The organism is Marinobacter sp. DUT-3 (assembly GCF_050379435.1).
Lineage (GTDB): Bacteria > Pseudomonadota > Gammaproteobacteria > Pseudomonadales > Oleiphilaceae > Marinobacter.
Window position 1 is genome coordinate 171,994 of sequence record NZ_JBNRMG010000010.1, and the last position, 16,617, is coordinate 188,610.

Below are 16,617 nucleotides of genomic sequence, written 5' to 3' on the forward strand. Positions count from 1 at the left end.
TTATGGCTGACAGAGTACCCATGACAAAGGCGGGTGAAACCCGCCTCCGCGAGGAGCTTCAGAAGCTGAAGTCCGAAGATCGCCCGAGGGTGATTGCTGCCATCTCCGATGCCCGTGAGCATGGCGATCTTAAGGAAAACGCGGAATACCACGCTGCCCGGGAGCAGCAGAGCTTTATCGAGGGTCGGATCCAGGAGATTGAGGGCAAGTTGTCCGCGGCCCAGGTAATTGACGTCAACACCATCGAGAATACCGGTAAGGTGATCTTCGGCGTGACGGTGCATTTGCTGAATGTCGACACCGACGAGCAGGTGGTTTACCAGATCTGTGGCGAAGACGAAGCCGATATCAAGGCTGGCAAGATCTCGATCTCCTCACCGATTGCGCGGGCGCTGATTGGTAAGAGCGAGGGTGACGTTGTCGCCATTCGCGTGCCGTCTGGCACTGTGGAGTATGAAATCGAGGACGTAGAGCACATCTGAGGCTCCATCCATGAAAAAAGCCGGCAGCGAGTGTTCGTTGCCGGCTTTTTTGTTGCTTCCGTGTGCTCAGCTTTTGTTGCGAAGCAGGTTGGACAGCTTGGGGTTGGGCTTTTTGGCGCGGCGCAGGATGACCGCGATCTTGCCAATGGTCTGGACCAGTTCGGCTCCGGAGTCCTTGCACAGTTGGGTAATGGCTTCCTGGCGTACTTCCCGGTCGGGGCTGGCAATCTTGACCTTGATCAGCTCGTGGTCGTTCAGGGCTCGCTCAAGCTCTTCCTGGAGCCCCTCGGACAGGCCTTTGTCGCCAACGATGATGACGGGCTTCAGGTTGTGGGCGATGCCCCGGTACTCCCGGCGCTGTTCCGGTGAAAGGCTCATGATGTAATCTCTTAATGGATGCAATTAACAAAACGTCAGCGGCGTAATGGCCGCCAAAATCGTATAATCGGCGGATTGTAACAGATCGGAACGGTGGAGAAATGGCCATTACCACGTACCAGGACGTTCCGTTGCGCATCTGCTGCTGTTTTATTCCGGAGGTTTGTTTTGGCCCGTTCAAAAACCAGTGATCGCTGGCTCAAGGAACATTTCGATGATGTCTGGGTCAAAAAGTCCCAGGAAGATGGCTATCGTTCCCGTGCCAGCTATAAGCTGATTGAGCTGGACGACAAGGACCGGCTGTTCCGACCTGGTCAGGTCGTTGTGGATCTGGGTGCAGCCCCGGGTGGCTGGTCCCAGGTGGCGATGGAGCGTGTCGGGGATAAGGGTATTGTGGTGGCCAGCGATATTTTGCCGATGAATCCGATCGCCGGTGTGGACTTTGTCCAGGGCGATTTCACCGAGGATTCGGTGCTGGAAGAATTGTTGGGAATTCTGGGAGATCGAAAGGCAGACGTTGTAATTTCCGATATGGCGCCCAATATGAGTGGTATGGCTGCCGTTGATATTCCCAGGGCCATGGGGTTGGTTGAGCTGGCATTGGATATGGCTCAACAGGTGCTTCGGCCCGGGGGAGTGTTTGTGGCCAAGGTGTTTCAGGGCGAGGGTTTTGATGCGCTGCTGGCTGATATGCGGAAGAGCTTTAATACGGTTGTAAGTCGCAAGCCCGATTCCTCCAGGGCAAGATCCCGGGAGATCTATCAGGTCTGCAAGGGCTTCAGAGGCTGATTCGTGAAGTCTCGTTGGCCCGGGTGTCCGGTGAGCTCTGTGGCTGATACGGATGGGCTGATTGTGGTGGAGCGGCGTACAATTGGTGTAAGGTGTTCAAAAAGGTTTCCCTGAAGACGGTCAACCTTTCAATTCACAGGTGACGATCCTTGAACGATATGGCAAAAAATCTGGTTCTCTGGCTAATTATAGCCGCCGTACTGCTGATGGTGTTTCAGAACTTTACTCCCACCACCAGCGGACAACAGGTCAATTATTCGCAGTTTGTCGAAATGGTACAGGACGGACAGGTCCGTCAGGTCACCATTGATGGTTTGCAGATTCAGGGTACCCGTGGAGACGGCTCCCAGTTCCAGACTATCCGACCCCAGGTGTCCGACAACAAGTTGATGGATGACCTGCTGGCAAATCAAGTAGAAGTTATCGGCAAGGAGCCGGAGCGCCAGAGCCTCTGGACTCAGCTACTGGTCGCTGCCTTCCCCATTCTGATTATCATCGCGCTGTTCGTGTTCTTCATGCGGCAGATGCAAGGCGGTGGTGGCGGCAAAGGCCCCATGTCGTTCGGCAAGAGCAAGGCTCGGCTGATGAGCGAGGATCAGATCAAGACCACCTTTGGTGATGTGGCCGGTGTTGATGAGGCCAAGGAAGACGTCAAGGAGTTGGTGGACTTCCTGCGGGATCCAAGCAAATTCCAGCGCCTGGGCGGCAGTATTCCCAAGGGTGTGCTGATGGTTGGACAGCCGGGTACCGGTAAGACATTGCTGGCCAAGGCCATCGCCGGTGAAGCCAAGGTGCCGTTCTTCTCCATCTCTGGTTCCGACTTTGTGGAAATGTTCGTGGGTGTGGGTGCGTCCCGTGTCCGTGACATGTTCGAGCAGGCCAAGAAGCAGAGCCCCTGCATTATCTTCATCGACGAGATCGATGCGGTCGGTCGTCACCGTGGCGCTGGTATGGGCGGCGGTCACGACGAGCGCGAGCAGACCCTGAACCAGTTACTGGTGGAAATGGACGGCTTTGAGGGCAATGAAGGCGTTATCGTCATTGCCGCAACCAACCGCCCGGATGTGCTTGATCCCGCGCTGTTGCGTCCGGGCCGATTTGACCGTCAGGTTGTGGTCGGTCTGCCGGATATCATCGGCCGTGAGCAGATCCTCAAGGTGCATATGAAAAAAGTGCCGCTGGCGGACGGTGTGGAACCGATTCTGATTGCCCGTGGTACCCCTGGATTCTCCGGTGCCGATCTGGCCAACCTGGTGAACGAGGCTGCTTTGTTTGCAGCGCGCCGTAACCAGCGCCTGGTGTCCATGGAGGAGTTTGAACTCGCCAAGGACAAAATCATGATGGGCGCCGAGCGTAAGTCCATGGTGATGAGTGAAAAGGAAAAACGGAATACGGCTTACCATGAGTCCGGACATGCGATTGTCGGGCGCCTGATGCCGGAGCACGACCCGGTCTACAAGGTGAGCATTATTCCCCGTGGTCGCGCCCTGGGCGTCACCATGTTCCTGCCGGAAGAGGACAAGTACAGTCACAGCAAGCGTTTTCTGATCAGCTCTATTTGCAGCCTGTTCGGTGGTCGTATTGCCGAAGAGCTGACGCTTGGTTTCGATGGCGTGACCACCGGCGCCTCTAACGACATCGAGCGTGCGACCAGCCTGGCTCGTAACATGGTCACCCGCTGGGGTCTGTCCGAGAAGCTGGGGCCTCTGCAGTATGATACTGACTCCGAAGAGCCGTTCCTTGGTCGTTCTGCGGGCCAGGCTCAGACGGTTTACTCGCCTGAAACGGCGCAACGCATCGATGAGGAAGTTCGCAACATCATTGATGAGTGCTACGAGAAGGCGAAGCAGCTACTGGTTGAAAACCGCGACAAGCTGGACCTGATGGCCGATGCGTTGATGAAGTACGAAACCATTGACCGGTATCAGATTGACGACATCATGGAAGGTCGGGAGCCTCGTCCACCGAAAGGTTGGGGAGACAGCGGTCCGACCGGTGGTGTGTCCTCTGACGAGCCCGAGTCGGCGCCTGCGTCGAAAGGCTCGGATGACGGGAAGCAGCCGGGTGTCGGTCGCCCCGCCGGCGAACACTGACGGCGGCTAACCTGATAACAGTCTGTTTTATCTGACGACGCCGCCCCTTTCGGGCGGCGTTTGTTTTTGTGTGCTGCTTGAATGGATGACCTATGGAAATGAATTTCGCCGGCCGGGTGTTGGATATGTCCCGCTGCCATGTCATGGGTGTTCTTAACGTTACGCCGGATTCCTTTTCCGATGGTGGGCGCTTTAATCGACCGGATGCCGCGCTCGCCCGCGCCCGTCAGATGGTGGCTGATGGCGCGGCTTTTATCGATGTTGGTGGGGAATCGACCCGGCCTGGGGCAACCGAAGTATCGGTGGCTGAAGAGCTGGACCGGGTCTGCCCCGTGGTGGAGGCGATTGCCCGGGAGCTGGATACCGTTATCTCGGTGGATACCTCTGCCCCTGAGGTCATGGCTGAAGCCGCCAAGTTGGGCGCTGGCCTGATCAATGATGTGCGGGCACTGCAGCGCGATGGCGCGCCGGAAGTGGCCGCCGCAGCGGGTATTCCGGTTTGTATCATGCATATCCAGGGTGAGCCTGATTCCATGCAGGACAACCCCGAGTACCGTAATGTGCGCCGGGAGGTCAGTTCGTTCCTGACGGAGCGAATGGGCGTGGCAGAGGCGGCGGGAGTGCGGCCAGACAACATTATTCTTGATCCCGGCTTTGGGTTCGGGAAAACGCTTGAGCACAATCTGCAGTTGCTGAACTCTCTGGAGCAGCTTCATATTCTCGGGCATCCCTTGCTGGTGGGCGTGTCCCGAAAAAGCATGCTGGGCCATATTACTGGTCGCGAAGTGAATGAGCGGTTGCCGGCAAGTCTTGCTGCCGCGACAATATCCGCCATGAAGGGCGCATCCATTATCCGCGCCCACGATGTCTGGGAAACCGCGGACGCCGTCAGGGTAGTGACGGCCATGAAGGAGGCTGGTCGATGACCGACAGAAAATATTTTGGCACGGATGGAATTCGTGGCTGTGTGGGGGATGCCCCGATTACCCCCGAGTTCATGTTGCATCTCGGGTGGGCTGCCGGGCAGGCGTTCAAGCGGGCAGGGCAGCGGAACAGCGTGCTGATAGGCAAGGATACGCGATTGTCCGGGTATATGTTTGAATCCGCGCTGGAGGCGGGTCTGTCCGCCGCCGGTGTTGATGTCAAGTTGCTGGGACCGATGCCAACGCCCGCTATCGCCTACCTGACCCGGACTTTTCGCGCGTCTGCGGGTATCGTTATCAGTGCCTCCCACAACCCCCACCATGACAATGGCATCAAGTTTTTCTCTGCCAACGGCACCAAGCTCGATGACGCACTGGAAGCGGAAATTGAGCGCTGGATGGATGAGCCGATCAGGGTGTGCGATGCCGCAGACCTGGGCAAGGCGTTCCGCGTGGATGATGCACCGGGGCGCTACGTGGAGTTCTGTAAAAGCACGGTGCCCAATGAATTCACCCTTGAGGGACTCAATGTAGTGCTGGATTGCGCCCACGGCGCAACCTACCATGTTGCTCCCAAGGTGTTTCGTGAACTTGGCGCCAGGGTCTCGGTCATTGGTGCTGATCCCGATGGTCTCAATATTAACAAGGACGTCGGATCTACCCATCTGGAAGCTCTGAAGCAAGCGGTTCTGGACAGGAAGGCGGATCTCGGCATTGCCTTCGACGGTGACGGCGACCGGGTGCTGATGGTTGATCGTGACGGTTCCGAGGTCGATGGGGACGAGTTGCTCTATGTTATCGCCTCCCAGCGGCATGCGGCGGGAACCCTCCAGGGTGGCGTGGTTGGTACGTTGATGACCAATCTGGGGGTAGAGCTGGCGTTGAAGGAGCAAGGCATCGCATTTGAGCGGGCCAAGGTCGGGGATCGCTACGTCATGGAGCGCCTCCTCCAAAAGGGCTGGCTGCTTGGCGGCGAGAGTTCAGGGCATATGGTGATAAGAGATTGTACGTCCACCGGTGACGGCATTGTCTCGGCGCTTCAGGTGCTGCTGGCTGTTCGTCGGTCCGGCAAGGCTTTGTCCGAGCTCCGTCAGGGTATGACCAAGCTGCCCCAGAAGATGATCAATGTGCGGGTGGATCAGCGTTTTGATCCCCTGGCGCGGGAAGATGTCGCCGCTGCCGTGCAAAAGGCCGAGGCTGACCTTGGGGCTGCCGGTCGCGTTCTGTTGAGAGCTTCTGGCACCGAGCCGTTGATCCGGGTGATGGCCGAAGGTCAGAATGCCGCAGAAATCACCCGCGTAGCAGAAGAGCTTGCGGTGGTTGTCGAGAATTCCCGCGCCTGAGTTTGTAGGGCGGGAGAGTTGTCTGGTCGGGTGGACTGCTGTATAGTTCGCCCTCCCTTGAATTCGGGGGCTTTTATGCGCCGTAAGATCGTAGCCGGAAACTGGAAGATGAACGGGTCGACAGACCTGGTGGAAAACCTGGTTGGCTATGTCCGGTCAGAGGTGTCATCTCTTGATAATGGTGTGGAGGCTGTTATTATTCCTCCCGCCCTGTATGTCCGGGATGTGAAGTCTCTGGCGGGTGATCGGATTTCGGTTGGTGTGCAGAACGTCGCATGCTGGGAATCCGGGGCTTACACCGGTGAGGTGTCAGCCGTCATGGCGAAAGACTGCGGATGTCACTACGCGCTGGTTGGTCACTCTGAGCGCCGGCAGTTGTTTGCTGAAACCGACGCAACGGTTGCTGACAAGGTAGCCCAGTTGATGTCGCAGGGACTGAACGCCATTGTTTGTGTGGGCGAAACCCTCGCGGAGCGTGAAGCCGGGCAGGCGGAAGAGATTGTATCCGCTCAGGTTCGCAAAGGTCTGGCGGGTGTATCCGGAGACGGTTGGCAGAACATTGTGGTTGCCTACGAGCCGGTTTGGGCTATAGGGACCGGCAAGACTGCCACCTCGGATGATGCCCAGGCGATGCATCGGTCGATCCGCAAGGTTCTGGAAGACATGGGTGCGCCAGCGGAAGAGATATCCCTGCTTTACGGCGGCAGTGTAAAAGCGGATAATGCAGCCGCTCTTTTTGCCGAGCCGGATATAGACGGCGGTCTGATCGGCGGGGCATCGTTGGTAGCAAAAGATTTTGTGAGTATCTGCCAGGCAATGCCGGCAGGTTCTGAAAGTTAAAGGTTCGCGAGAGTCGATATGGATTGGTTGGAAACACTGGTTGTCGTTGTGCACGTGGTTATCGCGGTGGCGCTGGTGGGTCTGGTGCTGATCCAGCAGGGTAAGGGCGCCGATGCCGGCGCAGCCTTCGGCGGCGGAGCTTCACAGACAGTATTTGGCAGTCAGGGTAGCGGTAGCTTTCTGACTCGCATGACCACTTTGCTGGCGGTCGTGTTTTTTGTGACGAGTTTTTCGCTGGCCATTTTCGCCAAGCAGCGCGCAGAAGTTGCTGGAGAAGCCGGGATTCCGGTGGTCCAGGAATCTTCCGAGGCGTCTGATGCTCCGGTGGATATGGAGGAAAGCGAAACCGAGAGCGGGGAGTCTTCAAGTGAAGACGAGCTTCCCGAGCTTGAGTAAGGTTGTTGCCCAGGTGGTGGAACTGGTAGACACGCTATCTTGAGGGGGTAGTGGCGAAAGCCGTGCCGGTTCGAGTCCGGCCCTGGGCACCATATAGAAGAAAAACGGCTTGGATTTTCCAGGCCGTTTTTTTTGGTCAGTCCTTGACCAGTCTGGCCGGCGTCTCTATACTCCGGCGGATATTGGAGCGGGCTCTGTACGGTGTTCAGTCCGCTTCTGACAGGCCAGGTGTCTGTCAGCAGGAAACGGTAGAATGGGTTTGTTTCCTGCGAGTTCTTGCAACAAAAGGCCCCACTCGTTCGGGGCTTTTTGATTAAGGGGCCTGGCGCATCAGGCCCTGGTGCATAAAAAGGGCTGATCAACAGCCCTTTTTTTGTTTCCGGGGTCCGGAAAATCAAGAGATGGAGACGGTAAAACCTTGTCAGCCAAGCTAAAGCAACTGGAAGACATACTGCGGCCGGTCGTTGAAGGCCTGGGATACGAGTTCTGGGGCATTGAATTTCGCTCGCAGGGCCATCACTCCCTGTTGAGAATTTTTATTGACGATGCCGAAAACGGCATCGGCGTAGATGACTGTGAAAAAGTCAGTCGGCAGGCAAGCGGCGTCATGGATGTGGAAGATCCCATCCAGACTGAATATACCCTGGAAGTATCATCTCCGGGGATGGATCGACCGCTGTTTCGTCCTGAGCAGTACGAGGCTTTCGCCGGTCATCGGGTCCAGTTGAAGTTGCGAATGGCTTTTGAAGGGCGTCGCAAGTTTCAGGGCCTGATCAAGGGCGTGGAGGGCGATGACATCGTAATCGTAGTCGACGATCACGAGTACCTGTTGCCGTTCGACAGTATCGAGAAAGCCAACATCGTTCCGGTTTTTGAATAAGTCGGTGGACGCAAAGTTTATTTTTAAGGGCAGGGCAATCCAATGAGTAAAGAGATCTTGCTGGTGGTTGAATCCGTCTCGAACGAAAAAGGTGTCGAGAAGGATGTCATTTTTGAAGCAATTGAGCTGGCGCTCGCCACCGCTGCCAAAAAACGTTACGAAGATGAAGAGGCCGATATCCGGGTCTCCATCGATCGTCGCACCGGCGAATACGACACCTTCCGCCGCTGGCTGGTTGTCGATAACGATGCCGTGCCGGCCCTGGGTACCGAGTTGACCCTGCAGGAAGCGGAAGAGATTGATACTGCGCTGAAACCGGGCGATATCCACGAAGAACAGATCGAATCTGTGGCTTTTGGCCGGATTGGCGCCCAGGCGGCGAAGCAGATCATTTTCCAGAAGGTTCGCGAAGCTGAGCGCACTAAAATTGTTGATAGCTACCGTGATCGTGTTGGCGAGCTGGTATCCGGCACCGTCAAGAAGGTAACCCGGGACAACGTCATCGTCGATCTGGGCGCCAACGCCGAAGCGTTGCTGCCCCGCGAGCATCTGATTCCGCGGGAAACTTTCCGCATGGGGGACCGTGTTCGTTCCCTGCTGCTGGAAATTCGCACCGATCATCGCGGCCCCCAACTGATCCTGAGCCGCACCGATCCGCAGATGCTGATTGAGCTGTTCCGTATCGAGGTTCCGGAGATTGCCGAGGACCTGATCGAGATTCGCGGCGCTGCCCGTGATCCCGGTTCCCGCGCCAAGATCGCAGTGAAAACCAATGATCGCCGTATTGATCCGGTAGGTGCCTGCGTTGGTATGCGGGGCTCCCGCGTACAGGCGGTTTCCAACGAACTGGGCGGTGAGCGTGTGGACATCGTGCTGTGGGACGACAACCCCGCACAATTGGTGATCAATGCCATGGCACCCGCCGAAGTGGCTTCCATCGTGATGGACGAAGATCGTCACACCATGGAAGTGGCAGTAGCGGAAGATAACCTGGCCCAGGCCATAGGCCGTAACGGCCAGAATGTGCGCCTGGCCACCGAGCTGACCGGCTGGACTCTGAACGTGATGACGGAAGAGGAAGCGGGTGAGCGTCAGGAGCAGGAATACAATCGCCTGCTTGAGCATTTTACCAGCAATCTGGATGTGGATGAGGAGTTTGCCGGCGTATTGATCGAGGAAGGGTTTACGTCCATTGAGGAAGTGGCGTACGTCCCCATGGAAGAAATGCTGGCCATTGACGGATTTGATGAAGACACCGTCACTGAGCTGCGCCGTCGTGCCAAGGATGTCCTGTTGAACCAGGCCCTGGCCAGTGAAGAGGCGCTTGAGGGCTCTGAGCCCGCGGAAGATCTTCTCAATATGGACGGTATGGACCGTAGCCTGGCCTTCAAGCTGGCGGGTATGGGAATTCGTACCATGGAAGATCTCGCCGAGCAGTCAGTTGATGACTTGCTCGAAATTGAAGGTATGGATGAAGAGCGTGCAGGACAATTGATTATGACTGCGCGCGCCCCCTGGTTTGAAGACCAGGCCTAATTCGGGAGGAGGACCTGTATGGCTGAAGTAACGGTAAAACAACTGGCCGCAGACGTAGGCGCTCCCGTGGATCGTTTGCTGAAGCAGATCGTGGAGGCGGGCCTGAAAGCCCGCTCCGAGAACGACTCTGTGTCCAGCGATGAGAAGCAGCAGTTGCTGGCTTATCTGAGAAAGAACCATGGTGATGGTGGCACAGAGCCGAACAAGATTACGCTGAAGCGTAAAACCACCACCACTCTCAAAGCTGGCCGCGCCAAGACAGTGAATGTAGAAGTCCGCAAGCGCCGCACGTACATCAAGCGCGCTGAAGTGGCGCCGGAGTCGGAAGCACCCCAGCCGGAAGAGTCGGCAGCAGAAGCGCCTGCACCGCAGGAAGCTGCACAGGAAGCGCCGAAAGTCACGGCGGAGCAGGCAGCCCAGCCGGAAGCCGGCAAGGCGGCGACCGCGGAAACAGCGCAAACCGAAGAATCGGTTCCGGTCGCTGACAAGCCTGCGGCGAAGGCAGAGCCGAAGAAGAAGGAAGAGGAAGAAGTTTCCATTCCCGCACCTGAGGACATGCCGATCCCGCCGCCTGAAGAAGGCGAAGGCAAAGACCGCAAGCCGAAGAAGAAAAAGGAAAAGGTTCGCGAGCGCGGTGATGAGCCGGATGAGGGCAAACCGAAGAAGAAGTCTGCGGGTCACCGCGGACCTCGCAACCGTCCGGTTGAAGAGCCTCTGGTTATCAATGAGGACGAGGAAGACACCACGCTGCGCAAGCCACTGCGAGCGAAAAAGAAACCCAAAGAGAAGCGCCACGGCTTTGAGAGGCCGACCAAACCAATGGTTAGAGAAGTACAGATTCCCGAGACCATTACTGTTGGCGACCTTGCCCAGCGTATGGCGGTCAAGGCGGCAGACGTAATCAAGACACTGATGGGCATGGGTGTGATGACCACCATCAACCAGCCACTGGATCAGGAAACCGCGGTCCTGGTGACTGAAGAGATGGGACACACCCCGAAAACTGTCAGTGAGGATGCGTTTGAAGAAGAGGTTCTCAGTGAATTCTCCTTCGAGGGCAAGGAAAAGGCCAAGCGTGCGCCGGTCGTCAGTGTCATGGGTCACGTTGACCACGGCAAGACGTCGCTGCTGGATCACATCCGCCGTACCAAAGTAGCGTCCGGCGAGTCTGGTGGTATCACCCAGCACATCGGCGCCTACCATGTGCAAACCGATCACGGCATGGTGTCCTTCCTGGATACCCCAGGCCACGCAGCCTTTACGGCTATGCGTGCCCGTGGCGCCCAGTGCACCGATATCGTGGTTCTGGTGGTAGCGGCGGATGATGGCGTCATGCCGCAGACCAAGGAAGCGGTTCAGCATGCCCGTTCTGCTGGCGTACCGATCGTTGTCGCCATCAACAAGATGGACAAGGAAGCCGCCGATCCGGACCGCATCAAGACCGAGCTGGCAGGTATGGACGTGATTCCGGAAGACTGGGGCGGTGACGTCCAGTTTGTTCCGGTTTCCGCCCACACCGGCCTGGGCATCGACGACCTGCTGGAAGCTTTGGTGCTGCAGGCCGAGATCCTGGAACTGGAAGCGTCTCCGGATGCGCCGGCGAAAGGCGTGGTCGTCGAATCCAGCCTCGAGCGTGGACGTGGTTCCGTTGCGACCGTTCTGGTCCAGAACGGCACCCTGCGTCAGGGCGACATGGTTGTAGCCGGTTCTTACTTCGGTAAGGTTCGCGCCATGACTGACGAGGCCGGTAAGCAGGCCAAGGAAGCCGGGCCGTCCATTCCGGTCGAGATTCTCGGCCTGAACGGTACTCCGGATGCCGGTGACGAGTTCTTTGCCGTAGCCGATGAGAAGAAGGCCAAAGAGCTGGCCGAGTTCCGTCAGACCCGCGAGCGTGAGCAGCGTCTGCAGCGCCAGCAGGCAGCCAAGCTCGAGAACCTGTTCGAGAACATGGGCAAGGATGAGGTCAAAACCCTCAACGTGGTCCTCAAGACCGACGTACGTGGTTCCCTGGAAGCGATTTCCAAGGCCCTGCAGGATCTTGGTAACGACGAGGTGCAGGTCAAAATCGTATCGTCCGGTGTCGGTGGTATTGCCGAGACTGACATCAGCCTGGCAATGGCAACCAACGCCGTGATCTTTGGCTTTAATGTTCGTGCGGACACAGCGGCCAAGCGCCTGGTTGAGCAGGAAGGTCTGGACCTGCGCTACTACAGCATCATCTACAACCTGATTGATGATGTGAAAGCGGCCCTGACCGGCATGCTCGCGCCCGAGTTCCGTGAAGACATCATCGGTATTGCGGACGTGCGTGACGTCTTCCGTTCACCGAAGTTTGGCCAGGTGGCGGGCTGTATGGTGACTGAAGGTACCGTACACCGTAACAAGCCGATCCGTGTGCTGCGTGACAACGTGGTGATCTTTGAAGGTGAGCTGGAATCCCTGCGTCGCTTCAAGGATGACGTACCGGAAGTCCGTAACGGCATGGAATGTGGTATCGGTGTTAAGGGCTACGACGTCAAAGTCGGAGACCAGATCGAAGTCTTCGATCGTGTCAGAGTCGAGCGCAAGCTCGAGTCCACGGGGGCCTGATGCCAAGAGAGTTCAGTCGTATTGATCGCATCGGCGATCAGATGCAGCGCGAACTGGCCCAGCTGATCCAGCGGGAGGTCAAAGACCCGCGGATTGGCATGGTCACGGTCAATGCCGTCAAGGTGAGCCGTGACCTGGGTTACGCTGATATCTATGTGTCCCTGCTGTCCACTGAAGAGCTGACGGAGCAGTCTCCGGAGGTCAAGGAATCCCTGGCGGTTCTGAATAAGGCGTCCGGATTCCTGCGCGGCCAGGTGGGCCGAGCCATGAAGTTGCGGGTCATGCCGCAGCTGAGGTTCCACTTCGACACGCTTCAGGGCTACAGCCGCAAAATGGACAACCTGATTCGGCAGGCTGTGGGTGACAAACCTGCGGTCTCCGATAACGATACTTCCTCGGATGATCCGGAGCGAGACGCTTGAGTCGCAGACGCAAAGGCCGTGACGTTAACGGTATCCTGGTGATCGACAAGCCTCTGGATGTGACATCCAATGGCATCCTGCAGCAGGTCAAGCGCCTGTTTGGTGCGGCCAAGGCCGGCCATACCGGCGCGCTGGACCCGTTGGCGACGGGTGTCCTTCCCCTCTGTTTTGGTGAAGCCACCAAGTTCTCCCAGATGATGCTGGACAGCGACAAGTCCTATATCGCCACGGCGAAGCTGGGCGTGCGCACGGAAACCGGTGACAGCGAAGGCGCAGTGGTTGAGGAACAACCCGTGCCCGCTGGCCTGGATTCCGCGACCCTGGAGCCAGTGCTGGAACCGTTTCGTGGTGATATCCAGCAAGTGCCGTCGATGTACTCGGCGCTCAAGCACAAGGGGCGTCCGCTCTATGAATATGCCCGTGAGGGCATTGAAGTGGAGCGCCCTGCGCGTCCGGTCACCATCTACGAGCTGACGCTGCTGGGCGTGCGCGAAGATGAACTGGATATCGCGGTCAGCTGCACCAAGGGTACCTACATCCGCTCACTCGTTGAGGATATCGGAGAGGCGCTTGGTTGCGGTGCCCATGTGACCGCATTGCGCCGTACCATGGCTTCGGGATTTTCCCTGGCGGATGCCAGGCCCGTTGATCTGCTAGAAGCAATGCGTGAACGTGGTGAGAGTCTGGATGGCCTGCTGGTGGCTCCGGATGCGGCCCTGTCGATGTTCCCGGAGCAGGAACTGAGCGGCCAGCCACTGGTATCGATAATTAACGGACAACCAGTTAGAATATCGGGTCAGCCCGTTGATGGGTTCGTTCGCCTGTACGGCAATGAACGATTCATCGGGTTGGCGGAAGCATTCCCGGAAGGGGAGGACACCAAACTGGTGCCTCGCCGACTGGTGAAGAGCAGCTGACGCGGTGATCAATCGCGGACGCTGGCTAGCCGGGCTGTAGAGATGCGTGGTTCGGCCGTATTCATTAGCATCGCAAACCATGAGGTGAGTTATGGCACTTTCTGCCAACGAGAAAGCACAGATCGTTAAGGATTTTCAGCAGGGTGATGGTGATACCGGTTCTCCTGAAGTGCAGGTTGCACTGTTGAGCCACAACATCAACAAACTGCAGGATCACTTCAAGACCAACAAGCAGGATCATCATTCCCGCCGTGGTCTGATCCGGATGGTAAACCAGCGTCGTAAGCTGCTGGACTACCTCAAGCGTAAAAACGCCGACCGTTACCTGGATCTCATCCAGCGCCTTGGTCTGCGTCGCTAATCCGGTCGTCAAACGACCTGACGGCCAGCGGTCCGACGTCGGACCGGACTGGCCATCAACTGGCGGGGTGCCTTGTGCGCTCCGCCAGTTGTGCTTTTCTCAGATCAGCAATGCTGCAGTGGGTTTGTCAGTGATCATCAGGGATTCCCTGTCGTAATGGAAAGCCGAAATTGATAGCAGGTTGTTGAAAAGCCCGGCCTGAGGTTCCCGTAGGGAACGGTTGTCAGTGCACGGGGTTTTACAACAGCCTGTTAGCTTTCAGGCGGGTTACCCTTCGGATCACATACGAGCATCCTGTGGCCATAACGGTCACCCCGCAGGGGCGGGTTGGCTGAGTCAATTTGGACAAGAGAATTTCAGGAGTTACCGTGGATCTGAATCCCGTAAAGAAAAGCTTTGAGCTCGGCGGCAAGACCGTCACTCTGGAAACCGGCCGTATTGCCCGTCAGGCAACCGGTTCCGTCCTCGTCACCATTGACGATATTTCCGTGCTGGGCACGGTTGTTGGCGCCAAGGAAGCGAAGCCGGGTCAGCCGTTTTTCCCGCTGACCGTCAACTACTTCGAAAAGACCTACGCGGTTGGTAAAATTCCGGGTGGTTTCTTCAAGCGTGAAGGCCGTCCTTCCGAGAAAGAGACTCTGACTTCCCGTCTGATCGACCGTCCGATCCGTCCGTTGTTCCCGAACGGCTTCATGAACGAAGTCCAGGTTATCACCACGGTGATGTCTTCCAGCAAGAATCAGGATCCGGATATTGCCGCGATGCTGGCGGCTTCTGCCGCGCTGTCCATTTCCGGCATTCCGTTTGACGGTCCGATCGGCGCCTCCCGCGTGGGTTACACCAACGAGCGTGGCTACTTCCTGAACCCGACCTTCGAAGAGCTGGAAACCTCCCTGCTGGATATGGTTGTTGCCGGTACTGAGGATGCGGTTCTGATGGTGGAATCCGAAGCCAAGGGCCTGACCGAAGACCAGATGCTGGGTGGCGTGCTGTATGGTCACCAGGAAATGCAGACCGCTGTAACCGCGATCAAGGAATTTGCCGCTGAAACCGGCAAGCCGCGTTGGGACTGGCAGCCGGAGCCGGAGAATACCGAGCTGCTGAATGTCGTCAAGTCTGAGGCGTCCGCAGCCATCGAGGAAGCTTACAACATTCGCGACAAGATGGAGCGTTACGCGCGCCTGAGCGAGATCAAGAGCGCGCTGGTTGAGAAGCTGGCGGGCGAAGAAGAAGGCCAGCCAGCCGCGGATGAAGTCAAAAAGTATTTTGGCAAGGTGGAAAAGTCCATCGTCCGTAACCAGGTGATCGATGGCAAGCCACGTATCGATGGCCGTGACAACAAAACCGTACGTCCGATTGAAATCGAAGTGGGTGTTCTGCCCAGCGTTCACGGTTCTGCCCTGTTCACCCGTGGCGAGACCCAGGCCATTGTGACCACTACGCTGGGTACCTCCCGCGATGTGCAGACCATTGATGCCCTGGAAGGTGAGCGTAAGGATCCGTTCCTGTTCCACTACAACTTCCCTCCGTATTCCGTAGGTGAAGCCGGTCGTGTGGGTACTCCGGGCCGTCGCGAGGTTGGTCACGGTCGTTTGGCCAAGCGTGGTGTTCTGGCGGTTATGCCGACCCTGGAGGAATTCCCGTATGCCATCCGTGCGGTTTCCGAGATCACCGAATCCAACGGTTCCAGTTCCATGGCCTCGGTCTGTGGTTCCAGCCTGGCGCTGATGGATGCTGGTGTGCCGATCAAGTCGCCGGTGGCGGGTATCGCCATGGGTCTGGTCAAGGAAGGCGACAAGTTCGCGGTTCTGACTGATATCCTGGGTGATGAGGATCACCTGGGTGACATGGACTTCAAGGTTGCCGGTACCAAAGAGGGCGTGACCGCCCTGCAGATGGATATCAAGATCAACGGCATCACTGACGAGATCATGGAACTGGCCCTGGAGCAGGCCCACGAGGCGCGTCAGCATATCCTGGGTGAGATGAACAAGGTGATCTCCGAGCCGCGTGCCGAGCTGTCTGCCCGCGCTCCGAGCATCACTGCGATCAAGATCAACCCGGACAAGATCCGTGACGTCATCGGTAAGGGTGGTTCTACCATCCGTGCCATCTGTGACGAAACTGGTGCTTCCATTGATCTGGATGACGACGGCAACGTGAAGATCTACGCGGACAACCAGGAAGCGGCCCAGGCGGCGGTTAACCGGGTTAAGGAAATCACTGCGGAGATCGAGGTTGGTGCTATCTACAAGGGTCGCGTTGAGCGCATTGTGGACTTCGGTGCTTTTGTTAACCTCCTGCCTGGCAAGGATGGTCTGGTGCACATTTCCCAGATCTCCGAGCGCCGGATCGAGAACGTGACTGACGAGCTGAGCGAAGGTCAGGAAGTTCTGGTCAAGGTGCTGGATGTGGACAACCGTGGTCGCGTGAAGCTGTCCATGAAGGAAATCAAGGAAGGCGACGAGCCGACCGATTTCTCTGCCTGATAGTTTTCGGGTCTGATAAAAACCCGCCTTTCCTCTGGATTGGCGGGTTTTTTATTGTCTCGGGTTTGGGTGCATGCAGGGGTTGGGCCTCTCTTTTCAAAAGACGCTACGAGCACATCCATGTGCGCTTCTTTCGGGCCGTCCTTGGCCCTCAAGACTTTTGAAAAGAGAGGCCCAAC

At 57.3% G+C, this 16,617-nt stretch carries 15 protein-coding genes and 1 tRNA gene; 15 read left to right on the forward strand and 1 reads right to left on the reverse strand.

All coding sequences use genetic code 11. The features are described from left to right. Positions 1-2 precede the first annotated feature (2 nt). Positions 3-482, forward strand: a complete 480-nt coding sequence (greA, locus tag ACQUWM_RS15220; protein ID WP_407002662.1) for a transcription elongation factor GreA — start codon at positions 3-5, stop codon at positions 480-482. Between the two features lie 66 nt (positions 483-548). On the opposite strand, the gene yhbY is transcribed toward greA, so the two are convergent. Next, entirely contained in the window at positions 549-860 is a 312-nt protein-coding gene (yhbY, locus tag ACQUWM_RS15225; protein WP_407002661.1) for a ribosome assembly RNA-binding protein YhbY, read from the reverse strand. Between the two features lie 168 nt (positions 861-1,028). Between yhbY and rlmE the strand changes: the two genes are divergently transcribed. From rlmE to pnp, 14 genes are all read left to right on the forward strand, one after another. Beyond that, positions 1,029-1,649 carry a 23S rRNA (uridine(2552)-2'-O)-methyltransferase RlmE gene (gene rlmE / locus ACQUWM_RS15230; protein WP_297790788.1) on the forward strand — a complete coding sequence of 207 codons (621 nt, stop codon included), beginning with the start codon at positions 1,029-1,031 and terminating at the stop codon, positions 1,647-1,649. A 149-nt stretch (positions 1,650-1,798) separates the two neighbouring features. Continuing rightward, positions 1,799-3,742: an ATP-dependent zinc metalloprotease FtsH gene (ftsH, locus tag ACQUWM_RS15235; RefSeq protein ID WP_407002660.1), complete on the forward strand. Its 1,944-nt coding sequence runs from the start codon at positions 1,799-1,801 to the stop codon at positions 3,740-3,742. Between the two features lie 92 nt (positions 3,743-3,834). After that, entirely contained in the window at positions 3,835-4,668 is an 834-nt protein-coding gene (gene folP, locus ACQUWM_RS15240) for a dihydropteroate synthase (protein ID WP_407002659.1), read from the forward strand. Then, positions 4,665-6,008, forward strand: a complete 1,344-nt coding sequence (gene glmM, locus ACQUWM_RS15245) for a phosphoglucosamine mutase (protein WP_428922709.1) — start codon at positions 4,665-4,667, stop codon at positions 6,006-6,008. Before folP ends, glmM begins: the two co-directional genes overlap by 4 nt. A gap of 75 nt (positions 6,009-6,083) precedes the next feature. After that, the gene (tpiA, locus tag ACQUWM_RS15250; RefSeq protein ID WP_428922710.1) at positions 6,084-6,848 is read left to right on the forward strand and encodes a triose-phosphate isomerase; all 765 of its coding nucleotides are present in this window, start codon (positions 6,084-6,086) and stop codon (positions 6,846-6,848) included. Between the two features lie 18 nt (positions 6,849-6,866). Next, positions 6,867-7,244, forward strand: a complete 378-nt coding sequence (gene secG / locus ACQUWM_RS15255; protein WP_407002656.1) for a preprotein translocase subunit SecG — start codon at positions 6,867-6,869, stop codon at positions 7,242-7,244. Between the two features lie 7 nt (positions 7,245-7,251). Continuing rightward, positions 7,252-7,336 (forward strand) — tRNA-Leu (locus ACQUWM_RS15260). Between the two features lie 326 nt (positions 7,337-7,662). Beyond that, the gene (gene rimP, locus ACQUWM_RS15265; protein ID WP_428922711.1) at positions 7,663-8,124 is read left to right on the forward strand and encodes a ribosome maturation factor RimP; all 462 of its coding nucleotides are present in this window, start codon (positions 7,663-7,665) and stop codon (positions 8,122-8,124) included. Positions 8,125-8,166: 42 nt separating this feature from the next. After that, positions 8,167-9,660: a transcription termination factor NusA gene (gene nusA, locus ACQUWM_RS15270; RefSeq protein ID WP_406987581.1), complete on the forward strand. Its 1,494-nt coding sequence runs from the start codon at positions 8,167-8,169 to the stop codon at positions 9,658-9,660. A gap of 18 nt (positions 9,661-9,678) precedes the next feature. Further along, positions 9,679-12,249: a translation initiation factor IF-2 gene (gene infB, locus ACQUWM_RS15275; protein ID WP_428922712.1), complete on the forward strand. Its 2,571-nt coding sequence runs from the start codon at positions 9,679-9,681 to the stop codon at positions 12,247-12,249. Beyond that, positions 12,249-12,671, forward strand: coding sequence for a 30S ribosome-binding factor RbfA (gene rbfA, locus ACQUWM_RS15280; RefSeq protein ID WP_428922713.1), 423 nt, complete (start codon positions 12,249-12,251; stop codon positions 12,669-12,671). The genes infB and rbfA overlap by 1 nt, the downstream gene beginning before the upstream one ends. Then, positions 12,668-13,588, forward strand: coding sequence for a tRNA pseudouridine(55) synthase TruB (gene truB / locus ACQUWM_RS15285; protein ID WP_428922714.1), 921 nt, complete (start codon positions 12,668-12,670; stop codon positions 13,586-13,588). The genes rbfA and truB overlap by 4 nt, the downstream gene beginning before the upstream one ends. Positions 13,589-13,679: 91 nt before the next feature. Continuing rightward, positions 13,680-13,949, forward strand: coding sequence for a 30S ribosomal protein S15 (gene rpsO / locus ACQUWM_RS15290; RefSeq protein ID WP_406987574.1), 270 nt, complete (start codon positions 13,680-13,682; stop codon positions 13,947-13,949). Positions 13,950-14,323: 374 nt separating this feature from the next. Beyond that, positions 14,324-16,438 carry a polyribonucleotide nucleotidyltransferase gene (gene pnp / locus ACQUWM_RS15295; protein ID WP_428922719.1) on the forward strand — a complete coding sequence of 705 codons (2,115 nt, stop codon included), beginning with the start codon at positions 14,324-14,326 and terminating at the stop codon, positions 16,436-16,438. Positions 16,439-16,617: the final 179 nt, after the last annotated feature.

Excerpts from the sequence above, each read along its gene's own strand:
- greA (WP_407002662.1), top strand. The coding sequence starts at position 3 with ATGGCTGACAGAGTACCCATGACAAAGGCGGGTGAAACCCGCCTCCGC.
- yhbY (WP_407002661.1), bottom strand. The coding sequence starts at position 860 with ATGAGCCTTTCACCGGAACAGCGCCGGGAGTACCGGGGCATCGCCCAC.
- folP (WP_407002659.1), top strand. The coding sequence starts at position 3,835 with ATGGAAATGAATTTCGCCGGCCGGGTGTTGGATATGTCCCGCTGCCAT.
- glmM (WP_428922709.1), top strand. The coding sequence starts at position 4,665 with ATGACCGACAGAAAATATTTTGGCACGGATGGAATTCGTGGCTGTGTG.
- tpiA (WP_428922710.1), top strand. The coding sequence starts at position 6,084 with ATGCGCCGTAAGATCGTAGCCGGAAACTGGAAGATGAACGGGTCGACA.
- secG (WP_407002656.1), top strand. The coding sequence starts at position 6,867 with ATGGATTGGTTGGAAACACTGGTTGTCGTTGTGCACGTGGTTATCGCG.
- nusA (WP_406987581.1), top strand. The coding sequence starts at position 8,167 with ATGAGTAAAGAGATCTTGCTGGTGGTTGAATCCGTCTCGAACGAAAAA.
- infB (WP_428922712.1), top strand. The coding sequence starts at position 9,679 with ATGGCTGAAGTAACGGTAAAACAACTGGCCGCAGACGTAGGCGCTCCC.
- rbfA (WP_428922713.1), top strand. The coding sequence starts at position 12,249 with ATGCCAAGAGAGTTCAGTCGTATTGATCGCATCGGCGATCAGATGCAG.
- rpsO (WP_406987574.1), top strand. The coding sequence starts at position 13,680 with ATGGCACTTTCTGCCAACGAGAAAGCACAGATCGTTAAGGATTTTCAG.